Genomic DNA, 18,155 nt, shown 5'->3' with positions numbered 1-18,155 from the left:
GTTTTTCTGAGTTACTTGAAAAGTCTAACTTAATTTGACAAATTAGGTAACAAAAAAATGAACTTAATTCATTACGTTTCTTTAATTGTTATCATTTAATTTATCTAACAGAGCCTCTGCTACTTTTTCTGGAATGCCAAGGGCATGGATATCCTCAACAGTAGCTTTTTGGACAGCTGTCATAGACTTGAAGTGTTTGAGGAGTTTTTGTTTGCGCTTAGGTCCAAGACCGTCAACCCCATCAAGTTTGGAGCTGAAACTATTTTTACTACGAACTTGACGGTGGAAGGTGATAGCAAAACGGTGAACTTCATCTTGGATACGGTGAAGGAGGAAAAATTCCTCGGATTGACGTGGCAAATCAATGACTTGCAAAGGGTCCCCAAAGAGCAATTCGTTGGTTTGGTGCTTGTCATTTTTCTGAAGCCCCGCAACTGGGATAGAGAGATTCAATTCATTACGCAGGACATCCTTGGCCACATTAACCTGCCCTTGACCACCATCCATGATAATAAGGTCTGGTAGCGTTAGCCCATCGCGTTTGACACGACTATAACGACGACGAATGACCTCACGCATGCTGGCATAATCGTCAGGCCCTTCAACCGTCTTAATCTTGTATTTGCGGTACTCTTTTTTATTGGGTTTCCCATTCTCAAAGACGACCATGGCAGAGACAGGACTCGTTCCCATGATGTTAGAGTTATCGAAGGACTCGATGCGAACCGGTGTCGGAATTCCCATGAGTTTGCCTAGATTTTCAATGGCTCCTTGTGTCTTGGCTAGATCTTTTTCAAGGAGGTCAAATTTTTGGGTCAGACTGACGCGGGCATTTTTCGTCGCCAGATTAACCAACTGCTTCTTCTCGCCACGTTGAGGTTTAAAGACCTTGACCTCATCTCCAACTAGAGCTTCGACAGACTCTTGATCAATGTCTCCTGGAATGAAAATCTCCCTAGGCTTGAGATGACGACTATCCAGATAAAACTGACCCATATAGGTTAGAAAATCTTCCTCAGCATCATTATAATAAGGGAACATATTGACATCACGCTGAATGAGTTTCCCTTGGCGAACAAAGAAAACCTGAACACACATCCAACCCTTGTCCACGTAGTAACCGAAGATATCACGGTCCTGCATGTCCTGACGGATAACCCTTTGCTTGGTCCTAAGCGTCGATACTGCCTCAATCAAATCACGATACTCCGCAGCTCGCTCAAATTCCATCTGGTCAGACATATCCTTCATCTTGGCCTTAAGCTGATTAACGATTTTATCATCATGACCGTTTAGGAAATTCTTGACATCCTCAACCAAACCTTGCCAATAATCCTCAGTGGTGTGACAGATGGTGTGGGCATTACATTGTCCGATATGGTAATAGAAACAGACCTTGTTGGCGGGATTTTTACATTTCTTAAAGGGGAAAATACGGTCCAAAAGCTTCTTAATTTCATTAGCTGCACCAGAGTCTGGGTAAGGACCAAAATAGAGACCTCCATCCTTCTTAACCTGGCGGGTAATCAAGAGCCTTGGATAGAGTTCTTTAGTAATCTTGATAAATGGGTAAGACTTGTCATCCTTGAGGCGGATGTTAAATTTGGGCATATTCTCTTGGATAAGATTAATTTCCAAAAGCAAGGCCTCAATATTGGACTCGGTTACGATAAATTCAAAATCTGCAATCTCAGATACCAAAAGCTCTGTCTTGGTATCATGGCTTCCACGAAAATAGCTACGCACACGATTTTTTAGATTTTTAGCCTTACCGACATAGATAATATTGCCGAATTTATCCTTGTGGAGATAGCACCCCGGGTTGTTGGGAAGCAATTCCAGCTTATGTTTAATCAGATCATTCATGCTTTCATTGTAGCAAAAAAAGAGCTGAAAAGCTCTTAATAGTCATGGGTGAATACAATTTTGAAAAGTGGCCTATTTGCTCAAAATCGTCAAAATTTCTTGGTAGTTTTTGACTTGATAGGTTGGAATAGCCGTAGTCTCATTAACCAAACCTTTTGGATTAAACCAAATGCTGTCAATTCCTGCATTATTACCACCTTGGATATCAGCAGTTAGACTATCACCAATCATGAGGGCCGAAACGGGATGAAAGTCATTTACCTGATCCGAAATTTTTTCAAAAAAGTCAGTAGACGGTTTGTGGGCACCCACTTCATCTGAAATGAAAATATCGTCGAAGAATGGCAAGATGCTTGAGGCTTGCAGACGACCACGTTGGATGTAGCTAACACCATTAGTTGCTGCATATATCTTGTGACCTCGGTCTTTAACATTCGATAAGAAAGCATGGGCCTGAGGCAACTCCTGCCCCTGTTGGCTCAAGAAATGCTGGTAACGGCCAGCTAAGTGACTGCCATCAACCTCCTGTCCAAAATGCTCAAAAAGACGAGAAAAGCGCGTGCGAAGCAATTCCGGCTTAGTGATTAAACCATGATTGAGATCTTCCCACATGGAACGGTTCATGGGAATATAGTGATCCTTGTAAACTTTAAGATCTCGTGAAGCCACCCCAGCCTCCTCTAGAAGGTAGGTCAAAGCCAAATCTTCAGCACGGTCAAAATCAAGGAGGGTGTGGTCAAGGTCGAAAAGTAGGAATTTGTAATACAATGTGAGTTATTCCTTTCTAGGGATACGTACGTGACTATTATTTATATTTTTTGGGAAAGTACTCTTTACCTAGCTGCCACATATACTGGTCTATTTCCTTTAAATTAAACTCTTCTAAACCATAATAACTTCTAAAGGTTAAGAGAATTTTTTTAAATTGCTGATAGTCTTTTAAATCTGCATTTTTAAAGACAGCGAACTTATCTTTTTTTCTAAAATACTTTAAGACTTTTTCAACATAGCTATCGTAAATAGGATATTCGATAGGATTATGGTGCGAACAATACTTCGTTGCAAATGAATAAAAGTTCTTTGTTACCCCACCATAATTAACTTTTTGAATCTCTTTAACCAAAGCGACATCACCTTGTCTCAACCTCTCATCAATATCAATCGATAAGATATGCTTTGCTAAGGGATAGACCGAAAAAATATTGGTGCTATAAAAATCATTTAGTGTTGCAACTTTTAACAATATATCAGAAATATCTTCATTTTTAGGTATCAACTCAAAAAATAATTTATCCAGGGCGTCTTCCTGAAGTTTATAATTTTCAAGCTCACTCCAAGACTTTAAATACTTCTTAACCTCTAAAATAGAGGGATTAGGAACCGAATAACTAGTATTTCCAGAATTATTATCCAAAGGTAGCTGATTGTAAGCCATGACGTATCCTTTCTGACAAGTAAATCTTTAGGCTCTATTTTACCACAATCTATCTAGACATAAGAAAAGAAACACAAAAAGGCGACCCGCAGGCCACCCTCTCAGATTTATGAAAAATAAGTATTGCTTACTTAATAGACCACTATTATATCTATTGAACCTTAAAGAAAGCTTAAAATAGGTTATTTTTTTATGATTTCTATAGATTTTACTTAAATACCTAATCTCTATAATTCATGGTATACTGAAAATACAAGATTAATCAAACGAGGCGTGTTATGAAAAATTTAAAATTTCAATCCGTTTTTGACATCATTGGACCTGTCATGGTCGGGCCTTCCTCTAGTCATACTGCAGGAGCTGTTCGTATTGGCAAGATTGTTTCTGCCATCTTTGGTGAGACACCGACTGAGGTAGAATTTCAACTCTTTAATTCCTTTGCCAAGACCTATCGAGGTCACGGGACTGATGTGGCTCTTGTGGCTGGTATTTTAGGTATGGAAACTGACGACCCTGACATCCCACGCGCTCTGGATATCGCATACGAAAAAGGCATTAAGGTCTACTGGAAAATTAACAAGGATAGTAATGCGCCACACCCCAATACGACTCGTATCACCTTAAAAAATGCTACAAAAACCATTTCTGCCACAGGCGTTTCTATCGGTGGAGGAAATATCCAAGTAACTGAACTCAATGGTTTTGCGGTCAATCTCAAGATGAATACACCGACTCTCATCATTGTCCACCAAGACGTTCCAGGAATGATTGCCCTTGTCACAGATATTTTGTCGCGTTATGGCATCAATATCGCCCAAATGACTGTTACTCGGGAAAATGCCGGTGAAAAGGCCATTATGATTATCGAAATTGACTCGCACCAGTGTGATGAGGCCGTCACTGAAATCGCTAGAATTCCTCATCTACATAATGTCAACTTTTTCAGCTAAGAGGGGGATTGCATGTTTTACACTATTGAAGAATTAGTTCAACAAGCTGACCGAGATTACCAAGGCAATATCGCCGAGCTCATGATTGCTACAGAGACAGAGCTAACTGGACGGGAACGGCCTGAAATTCTAACTCTGATGACTCGAAATCTCGAAGTGATGAAGGAGTCTGTTCAGGCTGGTTTGTCTCCTGAGAAATCACCAACTGGCTTAACTGGGGGAGACGCTGCCAAACTGGATGCCTATATCAAAAATGGAAAGACCTTGGCTGATTCTGCAGTTTTGGGTGCTGCAAGAAATGCCATGGCAGTCAATGAATCTAACGCCAAGATGGGCTTGGTTTGTGCCACACCTACTGCTGGATCAGCTGGTTGTCTACCTGCTGTTCTAACAACAGCTATCGAAAAACTAGACTTGAGCGAATCACAACAATTAGATTTTCTCTTCACTGCTGGTGCATTTGGTCTAGTCATCGCAAATAATGCCTCGATTTCTGGTGCCGAGGGAGGCTGCCAAGCCGAAGTTGGTTCTGCCTCTGCTATGGCTGCTGCCGCTATTACAATGGCTGCTGGTGGTACACCTTTCCAGGCCAGTCAGGCCATCTGCTTTGTGCTTAAAAATATGTTGGGACTCATCTGCGACCCTGTAGCCGGATTGGTTGAGGTCCCATGTGTCAAACGTAATGCCATGGGAGCAAGTTTTGCCCTAGTAGCTGCTGACATGGCCTTGGCGGGTATCACATCGGCCATTCCAGTCGACCAGGTTGTTGACGCGATGTATCAGGTGGGTTCAGCCATGCCAACTGCCTTCCGGGAAACTGCTGAAGGTGGCTTAGCAGCAACTCCGAAAGGAAAGGCACTCGCAAAAGAAATTTTTGGGTAATTTTTAGTAGAAACAAAAAAACTTAGAAGCTTTCATACTTCTAAGTTTTTTCTTCTTACATAGCCTTTTCAACGTTTTGATTTTAGCTAAATAGCCATTTTGTTAAAAAGTGCCATGTTTCTTTGGCAATACTTGCAAGGAAGGTTGAGAGACTAAATGCGTTGAATTTTTTGAGGAGATTCTCAACAAGTGGAGCGACAGTCTTAGGTGTTTCCACTGGAGTGTTACTTTCTTCTTGCTTACCAGTATTATCCTGAGATGGATCTGACACTGTGTTAGTACTGTCGTGACCATTATTTTGCCCAGTTGGTTCAGGCTCTGGAGCAACCTCAGGCTGAGGATCAGGTTTGATTGGTTCGTCAGTAGTGTCACTGCTTGTGTTTGTCATTTTTTCAGTTACGAAGAAGTTTTTGAATTCTACTGCTCCATCCCAAAGACCGACACCTACATGGGCTTGATTGAAGTAATTATCCACAGCATCAAATTGATGATGGAGCACTTCCTTGCCATCGACATAGACTGTCATGGTGTCCTTGCCTTTCACAACCTTGACATGGTGGTACTGACCGTCATTGATAGCCTTATCCAAATGAGCTTCAGCGATGGTTTCACCACCAAAACGGAAGAGACGAACAGTGTCGTTGTCAGCAAATTGGACAGAGTAGGCACGACCTGGTTCTTCACGTTCCGCAGCTACAAAGAGGTTGACCAAACCATGTTGGTATTTGACATCGATATCATAGTCAAATTGCTTGAAGCCATTGCTTTCATAAGCCATGAAGAAGTCATTGGCACTGACATTGCTATCGTAAAGGGTGTCGTCATCAATATACCAATCACCAGTGACAGCTTTCAATCCTTTAAGATTGGTCGCAAAATTGTTGAGCGTAATAGCAATATTAAAGATCTTGGTCAATGATGGGTTTTCAACTGAAGTTGCTGTGACAGTGAGATGACCTTTGTGAAGAGCTTTGAGAGAAAGTTTATTGTCATGTTCGGTATATGACACCAAACTTGGATCACTAACTGTCCATGTCACATCTTGCTCTTCAGAAGCAGGTGCGAGGTAAACCTGCAAGTCCTTACTTTGTCCAACTTCAAGAGCCAAATGACCTGCAACTGTGGTGTTCATGGCAACAGCCTTAGTGACTTCCTTCTTGTCAGTCCAAGTACTCTTAATTGGGTAGATAGCAATATTTGCTTTGGCTGGACCACCTTCAACCAAGACACTTGCTCCAACGGCTCTTGGGCTTGGGAAAATCTGATTAGCACCAGCTACCGTATTTCCCTTAGCAAAGACTTCTACACTCGCACGGTCCACATAAAGATGCAAATCAATAGAACCATCTTCATTGCGAGTCACTTGTTGACTATTAACCTTAGCAAAAGCATCAGAAAGGATAGTACCAGATTGGCTACGGTCAATAGACAAAGTTTCCTTAGTTAAATCGTAAATGACCTTAGTAGCTTGACCATCACCAACGCGAAGATTAAATCCAACTGCTGTCGTGTCCTTACCTGGTACAAAGTGAGAAACCACTTCATAAGTATCGCCTTTGAAATCTTTAAGCAATTCATTGTCAGAAGCCACTGTGACATTTTCAAAATACTGGGCATTGTCTGTGTCACGAAGGCTTTCGTAGGCCTTAACAGGGGTTTGGGTCAAGAGGTAACGGTCGCCTGATTTAACCAAACCAAGGTCAAGGTTAAGGTTAAAGGTACCATTAAATTTTTGACCTACAGTATCTGCAACCAGATTACAATAATCTTCCCAAGTGTTCATCCAGTTGATTTCAGTCAATTGTGGGATGTTGGGATGGTCAGCTGTTCCAAAATCATGAACATAATAAGTCATAGCAGCATAGGAATCCTTACCAAAATTCATGATTTCGTCATGGTCTTGGTAAACATCATCAGCTACAAAGGCCCACTTGCCATCCACTTGTTTAAAATCGCCAACCTTGTAAGTACGACCACCACGTGAGAGGACCCACTTGAGTGCTCCATCATTGGCCACAATTGGATAGAGGTCAGGACATTCCGTATGCAAATCTTTATAGGTTGTTTCCACTTGCCAGTTCTTCAAGTCTTGTGAAGAATAAATGCGGAGTGGACCACCAGCAAGGATCATAAACCATTGGTTATCCCAGCGGAAGACCTTAGGGTCACGGAAATCTTGGTTTTGAAGTGGGTCCTGAGACCAGTCGGCAACTACCTTGTCATATTTTTGCCAAGTTCTACCCTCGTCCTCACTATAGGCGATTTCAATCCGTTGCCCATTACCATTTGAAGTAATAATAGCTACCAGGCCACCTTCCGGAGATTTGAAGAGGCCGGAGCTATTGGTACTATCAACCACGACAGAGCCTGAGAACATGTGACCCGTCGCATCTGGATAAAAGGCTATCGGCTCTTCATCCCAATGAAGCAAGTCTCGGCTGGTCGCATGGGCCCAGTGCATTGGTCCCCATTTGGTATCATCGTAAAATTGATAGAAGAGATGGTAACGTCCCTTGTAAAAGACCAAGCCATTAGGGTCATTAGCCCAGCCATCCTTGACAGAATAATGATACTGATCACGATAAAGCTCGTTGTAATAGACATCATCACTCTGTCTGCGGTGGATATTAACACGGTAAGTCAAGGTCACTGGACGACCAAGCGAATCGGTCACACTACTTTCAATAGTAAAGTAATTGGCACCTACAGCCACTGGCAATTGTGAAATATCTGTGTAGACATTTCCCTTGGCATCTTCTACCTTGATAACAGCATTTGGATTATGCTTAGTGATGTCAAGTCCTACAGTCTCAGCATTGTGTCCCACATATTGGATATGGAGTGGTTCTTCAGAGAAGAATTGGGCTTGTTTTTCAACAGAACCTGTCTTTGAGGTCACCACAAGATTGTCAATCAAAGGAAGACTGGCATCATCAAGATTAACATAGCGGGTGTTTTTGAAAATGACATTGGCATTCCAATTAAGAAGTCCAAAGTAGCCTTCTGGAAGGACTTGAGGTTGACCCTTGTCACTTTTTTGAAGGACAGCATCACCTGTACTTGCGACAAGCACATCATTGACATAGTAAGATAGCCACTGATTAGCCGCAACTACTCTAAGATTGTAGGTTTCATCAGCAGTTGGTGTCACATCTTTCTCATCTACAAGTTGAATATCATGATTATTGACCCAACGCCAAAACTTAACCTTATGGTTACCAGAGTCTACGTTGACCCCGTACATATTTTTATCACTACTATCATTGTTACCACGGAAAATGAGGGCAGCTGCACCACCAGCTTCCTTGAAGGTTACATCCGTTGAATAGATAAAATTCTTGCCCTCGGATTGAGAATAAAGGAAAGAGTCTCCCTTGTCTTTGGCTTCTGAATGAATACCGTCAGCCTGCATTTCCCAGTGGCCATTTTGGTCTGCGGTCATCCCTTCTAGATTGGTAACCGCTTCATTATTAGGCAAATCGGTTTTTTCCGCTGTCACATGAACAGGACTGGTGCTATTCGTTACAACTGGAGATTGTTCTTGACTGGTCTGATTCAAATCGGCTTCTTGCGCTTGGTTAGTTACTTTCTCAGCCTCACTAGCCTGTGTTTGTACTTCTTTTGACTGGTCAGGGATAGGCTGAGTGGGATTCTCTTGAGCTGTTTTAGCAGATTCGGAAACAAGAGACGGGCTCGGCTCTACCACTTGGGGGACTTCCTTGGTCGTGCTAGGAGCAAGCTCCGCTTGAGGGGCAACTTGATAATCAGTTTGAGCTACCACTTCTTGAGGTACTTGGCTCACAGTTGCCTGTTCCACTTGGTCCGCATAGACAGGACCAGCCAGGGCCAAACCTGCAAAACTTACCAAGGCACAGCCGTAGACCCAAGTCTTCCCACTTTTACGCATAAACCAATTTTTACAAACAGTATCATTCATGACTCTTCTCCTTCTTCAGAGTAACATTAAATGTTAACTCATTTTTCATGAAAATTCAAAGTCAATACATTCGCCTTTATTAATAAGCCTATCAAAGTTTCCGGAAATATCTCTAGGATTTAAATTAAAACGGTAAACGCTTACTTTTAATATCATTATAGCACTATAATCTGAAAATACCATCTTTTTCTGTAATATTTTTCATATAAATGAAAAAACTTCCGAATTTGCCATTCGAAAGTCTCATACTTATGCTTAATCTGAGCCTGTTAGCAGGCTATTTCCAATAATACCAATGGTTACAATAGCAATCCCAAAGAATCCCAAAAGGCTAGGCAAAAGCAGCCAGTAAAATCAAAAGGCTAGCACTCCACATCCAGGACCCACCCGAAAGATTCATATTTCGATTAAAAATGATAAATTACAAGAATAAGTGCAACATTTAGTCAAACTCATCCTCTAGAGCTTCACAAGCAGTTCTGTAAGCTAAACATTTTCGCGGTCGGTGATTGATATCATATAAGGCTTTGTTCAAAGCCTCCTCAGAGATAGCGGCTAAATCTGTTTTCTTTGGGAAATATTCTCTTAGTAAGCCATTTGCGTTTTCATTGCTTCCTCTCTACCAGGAAGAATAGGCGTCCGCAAAGAAAAAGGGAATTCCTAAGTTCTCCACCAGAGGATAGCAGGCAAACTCTTTTCCCCTGTCTGAAGTGAAGGTTTTAAGAGTCTCTTTTGGAAATAGCCTACAAAGTTGTTCGATAGCTGAAAACATGGCTTTGGCTGTTCTATCTGGTATCTTGAAAGCTAAGTAAAAACGAGTTTTTCGCTCTAGAAAGTTCGCTAAACAGCCCTTACTTTTGCCTCTGGAAGACACCACAGTATCGAGCTCCCAGTGGCCAAAAGTCTCACGATTCCTGACCTCTTTAAGACGTTTGGCAATCGACGTGCCAATCCTAAATGTCCCACGTGTTTCTTTGGGCTGTCGACTTTTTCCCTTTCGGCGCAGGACGCTTAAATCCGGATCAATCAAACCAGCATAGAGCCAATTATAGATGGTTTTAAAAGCTACCATTGGCTTTTGTTCAAGCTGATAGCGACCACAAATCTGTTCAGGTGACCAAGAGGCTTTTAACCCCTTCTCAATTTTCTTTTTCAACTTTGGTGTCAAACAAGACTTCCGACCCTTTTGCTTAGCCCTGTGGTCGTACTGTTCCTGTGCTAAGACGGCGGAATAACCATTTTGGCATCGTCTTAACTCTCTTGAAATGGTAGACTTATGGACACCAAGTTTACTTGCAATTTAGCAAGATTTCAAACCTAAATCCAAGTAAGTTTCTATCTTTATTCGGTCGGTTATGGTAAGATGGGAGTAGCTCATAGTTTTTCCTCGGGTTCTGTTTGTGTGGTTACTTACAGTTTACACCAATGAAACGCTATGAGTTTTTTTGTTGCACTATATTTTACAATTTATCAAAAAGAAAAACTGCAATTTCTACTTTACAGTTTTCTTCTTTCCTATAATTTTTAGCTTTTCACTATTTTGAAAAGATTAACACTTATTTGTACTTTTCTATCTCCGTTTCTAATAGACTGAGCATGCTAGCATTGTGCTCTTTGACACTGTTATTATCCCATTTTCGATCATATTTCTTGAGCAGGTCACTCATCGCCTTCAACTTGGGACTTTGCTCTATTATATTTGGAAAATGCTCAACCTTCTCAATTGGAAACCGATTCGAAAACTTTGAATTGGCTGAAACAGTGATGAGAGCAAGATTCCCCAACAGATCTCTATTTTCAACAGTCACTGAATTATCAGCGTTAATAGGGTGCTGAGGGAAGAAATGTTCGATAGAATTTCTGAACTGGAATTGGAAATTGCTAAATTCAGATGCTCTATCCCTCGCCAACAGATAATCCAAATAAGTAAAGACAATCCGATCGATACCAAATCCACTTCGATTTCGATAATCTGAAGATTCAATTTTTTTGCAGCAATACTTTTCTAAGGTAGGGATAAGGAGTTTGCCATCTTGCTCTTTATTCACATTCGTCAAGACTCTAGCAATCCAGTGCATGGTCTTAGGGGAAGTATAGGTCACGCGCAGGCAAGATTCTAGGAGTCGTAATTGTTGATTATCCGTTCCTTCTTCTTGATCCATTGAGTCTAAAGTAGATTTATAGGATGGTTTTCTCCCCTTTTTATCCTCATACATGACGAGCTTTTGTAAAGACCATTTCCCTTCGACCTTGTATTCACCGATATATTCTCTTTTAATAATATAACGATCAAATAGATACCGATACTTCAAAAGAGCATAGATAAACTCCAAGGCCTTTTCTTTACTAGCCCATCTGTCCTTTAATAAGTCAAGGAATCGCTTATCATCTAATCCACTATCACGATCCGTCTCAGTCATCTCCATGGCTTCATTGACCTGCAAAAGAAAATTTGGAAAGTTAATGATAGACTCAAACCGTTCATTTTCTTCTTCCCTATCATCAATTTGATTAGACACAGTAGAATCCGGCGCTTGCAAGATAGTTTTTAAGGTAAATTGAGTCTCATCACTGTTATTTTCTGCATTAAAAATGTCACGAAGATCTGAGAAGTCAGCCACCCTCAGCATATCCCAATTTGCACTAAATAGTTTTTCACGTATTTTTACTGGGAGAACCATCTGAAGATAGTTGTCCATTTGTGCACAAGCATCCCAAATCGTAGCTGCAATTAGTTTATCTTTTTTGTCCTCTTCACTGAATCTATTTTCAGACTTGATAGCACCCAAAATCTTTGCTTTCACAATTTCATGGAGCTCCAATTGCTCTCCACGAGTATTCATGATCTCAAAATAGTGATTCAAATCGATATTTTGAGGAACCTGGGTTCGGATGATTGTTACAGTAGAAAACTTATCTCTAAACCGTTTTTTATAATCATCATTAGCGTTTTTGCTCTGGAAATATTTCTTAATTATTTCATATCCTTCTACTAACTCTTCTGAATAAAGAGAAGGCTCTTTACTATCCATTACAGTTTCGATCTCACCTAGAGTGATGTTCGATTTTTCTCTAGCTTCAAATTTCAAAGGATTTCTTTCTACAGAAGGATGATCCAGATAACGAAGAAGCAAAAACAAAGTAGTTAAGCGTTGCTGGCCATCGATTACTTCATAAACTCGAGGTTGGACTTGATTGACCACTAAACTGCCAAGGTAATATTTACTTGAATTAGTTTCGTCAAGATCATCAATATCCATTAGCAATTGCTCAATTTCATCTTTTCTCCATGCGTAATTTCGTTGATAGATTGGGATGACATAGTTGACATTTTCAAAAACATTGTCCACATTCAATTCATCTGGTTGAATATACTTTTCACTTCTCATTAGACTAGTCCTCCTCTCCAAATACTTTATCATAGAGTTTTTGATAGCGTTTTTTATTCACGTTGGAATTCTGGAAAGCTTCCTTTGAGATAATATCTAAAACAATGGTATCCAACCCTATCGGATCCTGCATTTCAGAAATCAAAGCAAAGAGATTCAATCCCTTATTGATACGATCTGATTGTCCTTGTGCGTACTTATTTACCGATTCTCTATAGACTGCTTTCATGATCAATCTTAGAGAATAAGCCCATCTATGTAGAAAAGACAATCTTGCAGGTGTCAATTCCTTCATACTGAATTTATCGACAAAGAAGATCAAAATATTTATGAAGAGATTATAAACATAGAGATCACCAGTTCCGTTTTTTATGACCTCTTCTTCATTAAATCTACTATCGACCAAGTTCACAATCTCTCTATAGAGGTTGGCATAATGCAAAGTGTATGAAAAGAATCTTTTTCCAGCAATCAAGGGTTGGGTTAACTGGAATTGATTCAAAGGAATTCCAGTTGTTAGCTCATACACTTTGTCAGCATTAAAACGTTCCACATAAAGATGAGAGGCTTTAGCATAAGTCGCAAAATGATGGGGATTCGAAGGTTTAATTCCCTTAAAAGTTTGAATATCTTTAGTAGAATAATGAAGGCCATTTTTGTTCTTATACCATCTCACTAAGGGGAAGAGATTGTCTGCAAAGAGATACTCCAGTTCGCTTTGATTTTTATTTTCCCAAGCTTGTATGATCTCAATCTTATCACTTTCAGATTCATCATTCATTTCTCTCAAATGATAAGATTTCAACAAATCATGTGGAGAGAGAGCCTTCCCCCGAGAATTCTGGGAGTCAAAGAATTGAAAAGCTTCCTGCTCATCATTCGTGATAATCTTTACCAAAGAACAGTTATCAAGAAGATAATCAGCATACTTTTTAACTTCTTGTCCGTCAAACTCTCTTAGCTTGCGCTTGATGATTTGGAAATTATGCACGATCGCTTCTCTAGATAGTTCATTATATTCCTCATTCAGCAAGGATGAAAGATTAGCATATGATGCCTCTTGAAGTATCTCATACACCACAAATAAAAGAATAGAAAGAGTTGTTAAGCGCTGCTGGCCGTCGACAATATTAAGTTTAGAAGATGCGTCATTTATGTTTTCTCTGTGGAGTACAACAGACCCCATTCGATATTCTGGAATTCTATTCTTAAACGCCTCATAAGTATCTGTGATCAGTCTAAGTGCTGATTGTGTTCCCCAACGATACGGTCTCTGATAATTAGGAATCGCTAACCTTTCTACCATCATTTCTCTAACACTGACAATGCGCAAATTTTCATTCAAGTTTGACATTGAACAACTCCTCTATCTACTTCAATTTCTTTAAATACGGTTTTATATCACTCATTATAACATTTTAAGAAGTCAACTCAAGATTGATGACGAATTTTTATTTATGACAAAGAAAAACAGCCAACCATTGGGTTAACTGCTAAAAAAAGTTATCAAGTTAATTATTAAAAGAATCAGTATCCAAATTCACTTTAAATCGTACTTCCAGTCTTCTCCATCTTGGTAGTAGAAAAATTCAGACAGGTCTTCTTCAAGAAAGATACGAAGCATATCCTCCATATCTAGAGAGAGGTCTAGATTTGGCAATTCTTTCAGGTCCTCCCACCAGACTTCCCCCTCTTCAGAGGATATTAATTCTCCGTCAAACTTTTCTGTCTTATAAAAGAGAACTACATAACGAATGCCGTCTTCTACCCAATCTTTCATTCCACAAATCCGGGGAGAAGCAATCCTTAAGCCAGTTTCTTCCTTCACTTCACGGATTACTGCTTCCGTAAATGATTCTCCCGCTTCGACATGACCACCAGGAAAGGTTATGCCTGGCCAGTCCTTTTTTTTACGATCAATAACAAGAACTCTATCGCCGTCTCTTACCATACAAAGATTTGTAAACTCAACAGTCTCATTCATACAAATACTTCCTAACTATGTTTGTCTTTTTCTTTAAGGATAGGATAAACAATCTCTACCCTATTCTTCTTTTAGTTGTACTTGTGTACGGGCTAGTAGGTCTCCTAGATGCCTCTTATCTTTCCTAAATATCGTCATTGCCAGTAGCAAAACTGCAAGTAGAGTCGCCGAATTAGAAAGGATAATGGATACCACATCAAAATCACTATATAAGCCATGAATCGTGCCCATATGACCGAGTTGCCAAGGTAAAAATTTGATGACATTTCTAATCAAGCTAGCCTGCACTGTTTTTTTCTGGTAGACAAGTTCAAGTCCCGCTTTTACCTTCCCAAAACTGCCATCATTTTTATAATCCAAGAATGTGAAAAGGAGCGTGATTGGAAAAACAGAGGTGAAAAATACAAGCCACTGCGACTGAATTTCTGTAAACTCTGGGACACCATTAAAAAAGATGATGTAAATAAGCATCGAACTTAAAAACAGAAGAACTAAATAAGCTAGAATGAAAAGATAATCAAAGAGAAATTCAATCATTCTTTTTTTAAACGGAATAGGGTTTATTGCTATAATTTTCATCATCGTCTCCCCCTTTCTCATCTCCTATTATAACATTTTTAATATTCTAAATAATATTTGAGAAGAATATCCGCTGGCTAGCGCCCTCGCAAATCAAGATTGTTTCATAATTGTAAACTCCTTTAGATTCTACTATACACTACTTCTATTATGGCTTTTGGACTTTATTTCAATTTTACGTTATATTATTATTAAAAAACTAAATCATAAGGAATTATGTATGTCAGAAGATATTAAAATCGAGATTGGAAAAAGAATTCGTGAAGAACGTGAGCGACTTGGTTTAACACGTGAGCAAGTTTGTGATACCGAAGAAGAATTAACCGTCAAACAACTGATGAGAATTGAGCTTGGGCGTTCTTTACCAACTATTGTCAAACTTCAATACATCAGTGATAAATTGAGTGTTTCCCTCAACTATTTGTTAGGTGAAACAAAACTAGACATTCCTGAAGACTATTACAAGGCTAAATATAAACTTATGAAGTCTCCTGTCTATGGTGACTCGGAACGTATCAAGAAAAAGCTAAAAGATATTGAGGAACTCTACGACAACTATATTGATGTGCTACCAGAGGACGAGCTTTTAGCTATTGATCTCATTGAAAGAACCCTGAATTTTATGATTAGTGAGGAAGAAAGTCTTATTGAATCTGTATTTGAAGACTATTTGGTTCAAGCTTTGAAAAAAGAAACATATTCCTTAAATGACCTTCTATTAATTTCATACTATGCATTTCGATGTCAGGATTATGACTATGATAAAGAGAAAATTGAAAAATTTAGACGAAAATTAATTAATCAAGAATTACAAGGTGAAGAGCTGTTTAATGTTGAACTGATAGGTGCTTTATCAGCTATAGCTGGGATATATGTAATGCATCATGACTATAAAGAAATGAAGTCTGTTGTTGATAAAATGTATGTTCTTATTGATAAGACACTTCAACAAGCTTATAAACCCGCAGTACTTGTTTTTGAAGCGAAATATTATCTATTCTATGAGAACAATAGAGATAAAGCAACCGAGCTCTATAATACAGCTACCGTACTAGCCGAAGCTTTTGGTGACCAAGTCTTCATCAAAAATCTTAAAATGGAAATGGAAAATGATTTAGATACAAGTAACGAATCAAAGTGACATAGATGTCCTTTTGATTCGTTATTTTTTTGTTTATACTCGTTCATATAATCAAATAGGAGAAATCAAGATATGACAAACCTTATCGTAGCAAAACAGTTAACCAAAGAATTTCAAAAATATAAAGCAATCGAAAATCTAAACTTCACAGTTGAAAAAGGTGAAATTCTAGGTTTCCTTGGACCATCAGGTTCTGGTAAAACGACAACAATCAATATCTTAACAAGTCAACTCACTCCTAGTCAGGGAGAAACTTATATTTTGGGCAAATCATCCCTTCAGTTAAAAGAAGATGATTTGTCAAAGATTGGTTTAATCACTGAAAATAGTGGTTTTTATGAAAAATTGACACTTTATGACAATCTTCTATTCTTCGCAAAACTCTATAATGTTTCGACAGAGTATGTTGATGATTTGTTAAAACGTGTAGGTCTTTATGACCATCGTAAAACCTTGGCAGAAAAGCTCTCTACAGGGATGAAACAACGGATGCTTTTAGTGAGAGCTATCATAAACAAGCCAAAAGTTCTCTTTCTTGATGAACCTACTTCTGGACTAGATCCATCAACGTCTCAAACCATTCATTCTCTTATTGAAGAACTAAAACAACAAGGAACAACCATTTTTCTGACGACACATGACATGCACGAGGCTACAATTTTGTGCGATAAGATTGTACTTCTAAATAAAGGTAAGATTGTCGAAGAAGGTAAACCTGCTGAACTTATTCAGAAATATAATACAAATAAAATGGTAAAAGTGACCTACTGCTCAGGTCAAGAAAAAGTGATTCCTTTCTCTGAATTAAATCATATTAGTGCTACTCAAGATATTCAAACCATCCACTCATGTGAACCAACTTTAGAGGACATCTTCATCCAACTTACAGGAGGAAAACTTAATGTTTAACCAATTAAAATCTTTACTATGGCTTAGAAAGCGAGTTATCAAATCTAATAAAACCATTATCCTACAAATTCTCCTTCCTTTAGGGTTTGCCTTTCTCTACAAACATATCTATGAGATTCAAGGTAGCCTAAACAACTCAATGAAAGTCAATCTATTAGTCAACTGTTTAGCCCTATCTTTGAGTTTATCAGTTGGAAATCCAATCAGTACTATTGTTTCCGAAGAAAAGGAAAAAAATATTTTAAGAACCTTATTTTTAAGTGGTGTTAACAGTAAAAACTATATTCTTTCAGTTTTATTTTATCCAGTGCTTATTAGCTTAGTTATGACAACTGCTATTCCGAGAATACTCGAACTTAATATTGAAAATAATTATGGTCCTTATCTTATCATCTCGCTTGCTACAGCTTTAGTAATGATGCTGATTAATCTTTTCATCGGATTAATCAGTAAAACTCAAGTATCTGCCCAAGTAATTAGCCTTCCAGTATCAATGATTAGTATGTTTATTCCAATGCTTTCAGGGATTAGTAAAGATTTCGATAATGTCACGAAGTACAGTTATATGGGATTGTTCACAAAATCTATAAGCCAGCTTGAAAGCTTTAAGTGGCAAGACCAAATAGCAAGCTCACTTTCTCTACTAGCCTGGTTGCTCCTCTTTGCTACACTGACCATTCTACAATCTAAGAGATTACGAAAAATATCCTAATTCCAAACCACAACCATCTAAACTGAGTGTTAGATGGTTATTTTGTTTATTCCCCATCTTTTTCTCTAACCATAAAAAGACAAATCCCTGGAGTCTTTTCATTCACATGATTTTAAGGTATATTATTATATAATTAAAACTCAAAGGAAATACAGATGTCTGAAGAGATTAAAATCGAGATTGGAAAAAGAATTCGTGAAGAACGTGAGCGACTTGGTTTAACACGTGAGCAAGTTTGTGATACCGAAGAAGAATTAACAGTAAAACAACTGATGAGAATTGAGCTAGGTCGTTCTTTACCAACCATTGTCAAACTGCAATACATCAGTGATAAATTGGGTGTTTCCCTCAACTATTTGTTAGGTGAAACA

14 protein-coding genes and 1 pseudogene are annotated in these 18,155 nt (G+C 38.8%); 6 read left to right on the top strand and 9 right to left on the bottom strand.

Going from position 1 to position 18,155, the window contains the following annotated elements; genetic code table 11:
* Positions 1 to 81: 81 nt before the first annotated feature.
* From uvrC to HMPREF2877_RS04660, 3 genes are all read right to left on the bottom strand, one after another.
* The gene (gene uvrC, locus HMPREF2877_RS04670) at positions 82 to 1,866 is read right to left on the bottom strand and encodes an excinuclease ABC subunit UvrC (RefSeq protein WP_070578902.1); all 1,785 of its coding nucleotides are present in this window, start codon (positions 1,864 to 1,866) and stop codon (positions 82 to 84) included.
* 72 nt (positions 1,867 to 1,938) lie between these two features.
* The gene (locus tag HMPREF2877_RS04665; RefSeq protein ID WP_070578899.1) at positions 1,939 to 2,634 is read right to left on the bottom strand and encodes a pyrimidine 5'-nucleotidase PynA; all 696 of its coding nucleotides are present in this window, start codon (positions 2,632 to 2,634) and stop codon (positions 1,939 to 1,941) included.
* A gap of 37 nt (positions 2,635 to 2,671) precedes the next feature.
* Positions 2,672 to 3,301: a hypothetical protein gene (locus tag HMPREF2877_RS04660; RefSeq protein WP_227834272.1), complete on the bottom strand. Its 630-nt coding sequence runs from the start codon at positions 3,299 to 3,301 to the stop codon at positions 2,672 to 2,674.
* A gap of 278 nt (positions 3,302 to 3,579) precedes the next feature.
* Between HMPREF2877_RS04660 and sdaAB the strand changes: the two genes are divergently transcribed.
* Positions 3,580 to 4,251, top strand: coding sequence for an L-serine ammonia-lyase, iron-sulfur-dependent subunit beta (sdaAB, locus tag HMPREF2877_RS04655; RefSeq protein WP_002885347.1), 672 nt, complete (start codon positions 3,580 to 3,582; stop codon positions 4,249 to 4,251).
* Positions 4,252 to 4,263: 12 nt separating this feature from the next.
* Positions 4,264 to 5,133: an L-serine ammonia-lyase, iron-sulfur-dependent, subunit alpha gene (gene sdaAA, locus HMPREF2877_RS04650; RefSeq protein WP_014632996.1), complete on the top strand. Its 870-nt coding sequence runs from the start codon at positions 4,264 to 4,266 to the stop codon at positions 5,131 to 5,133.
* Positions 5,134 to 5,215: 82 nt separating this feature from the next.
* Here the strand turns inward: sdaAA and HMPREF2877_RS04645 are convergent, their stop codons facing one another.
* The 6 genes and pseudogenes from HMPREF2877_RS04645 to HMPREF2877_RS04620 all read right to left on the bottom strand — a co-directional run bounded on the left by HMPREF2877_RS04645 (position 5,216) and on the right by HMPREF2877_RS04620 (position 15,025).
* The gene (locus HMPREF2877_RS04645; RefSeq protein WP_070578896.1) at positions 5,216 to 9,070 is read right to left on the bottom strand and encodes a GH32 C-terminal domain-containing protein; all 3,855 of its coding nucleotides are present in this window, start codon (positions 9,068 to 9,070) and stop codon (positions 5,216 to 5,218) included.
* A 442-nt stretch (positions 9,071 to 9,512) separates the two neighbouring features.
* Positions 9,513 to 10,448: pseudogene (locus HMPREF2877_RS04640) on the bottom strand (IS30 family transposase).
* A gap of 178 nt (positions 10,449 to 10,626) precedes the next feature.
* Positions 10,627 to 12,459 (bottom strand): GmrSD restriction endonuclease domain-containing protein, encoded by a 1,833-nt coding sequence (locus tag HMPREF2877_RS04635; RefSeq protein ID WP_070578893.1) that lies wholly within the window; start codon positions 12,457 to 12,459, stop codon positions 10,627 to 10,629.
* Positions 12,460 to 12,463: 4 nt separating this feature from the next.
* Positions 12,464 to 13,813, bottom strand: a complete 1,350-nt coding sequence (locus HMPREF2877_RS04630; protein ID WP_070578890.1) for a DUF262 domain-containing protein — start codon at positions 13,811 to 13,813, stop codon at positions 12,464 to 12,466.
* Positions 13,814 to 13,999: 186 nt separating this feature from the next.
* Positions 14,000 to 14,443, bottom strand: a complete 444-nt coding sequence (locus HMPREF2877_RS04625) for an 8-oxo-dGTP diphosphatase (protein ID WP_014634653.1) — start codon at positions 14,441 to 14,443, stop codon at positions 14,000 to 14,002.
* 60 nt (positions 14,444 to 14,503) lie between these two features.
* The gene (locus HMPREF2877_RS04620; protein ID WP_229056628.1) at positions 14,504 to 15,025 is read right to left on the bottom strand and encodes an RDD family protein; all 522 of its coding nucleotides are present in this window, start codon (positions 15,023 to 15,025) and stop codon (positions 14,504 to 14,506) included.
* A gap of 217 nt (positions 15,026 to 15,242) precedes the next feature.
* Here HMPREF2877_RS04620 and HMPREF2877_RS04615 point away from each other — a divergent pair, with 217 nt between their 5' ends.
* The 4 genes from HMPREF2877_RS04615 to HMPREF2877_RS04600 form a co-directional block, all read left to right on the top strand.
* Entirely contained in the window at positions 15,243 to 16,163 is a 921-nt protein-coding gene (locus HMPREF2877_RS04615; RefSeq protein WP_070578884.1) for a helix-turn-helix domain-containing protein, read from the top strand.
* 72 nt (positions 16,164 to 16,235) lie between these two features.
* The gene (locus tag HMPREF2877_RS04610) at positions 16,236 to 17,072 is read left to right on the top strand and encodes an ABC transporter ATP-binding protein (protein WP_070578881.1); all 837 of its coding nucleotides are present in this window, start codon (positions 16,236 to 16,238) and stop codon (positions 17,070 to 17,072) included.
* On the top strand, positions 17,065 to 17,784 hold the full coding sequence (locus HMPREF2877_RS04605; RefSeq protein ID WP_004182331.1) for an ABC transporter permease: 720 nt from the start codon (positions 17,065 to 17,067) through the stop codon (positions 17,782 to 17,784). Before HMPREF2877_RS04610 ends, HMPREF2877_RS04605 begins: the two co-directional genes overlap by 8 nt.
* Positions 17,785 to 17,939: 155 nt before the next feature.
* Positions 17,940 to 18,155: helix-turn-helix domain-containing protein (locus HMPREF2877_RS04600; RefSeq protein WP_141751046.1), on the top strand; the 216-nt coding region annotated here is incomplete at its 3' end.

It is taken from the genome of Streptococcus sp. HMSC072D03, assembly GCF_001812855.1.
Lineage (GTDB): Bacteria > Bacillota > Bacilli > Lactobacillales > Streptococcaceae > Streptococcus > Streptococcus salivarius_D.
The sequence above is the reverse complement of the archived record's forward strand: the minus strand, read 5'-3'. Positions and strand labels throughout refer to the sequence as shown.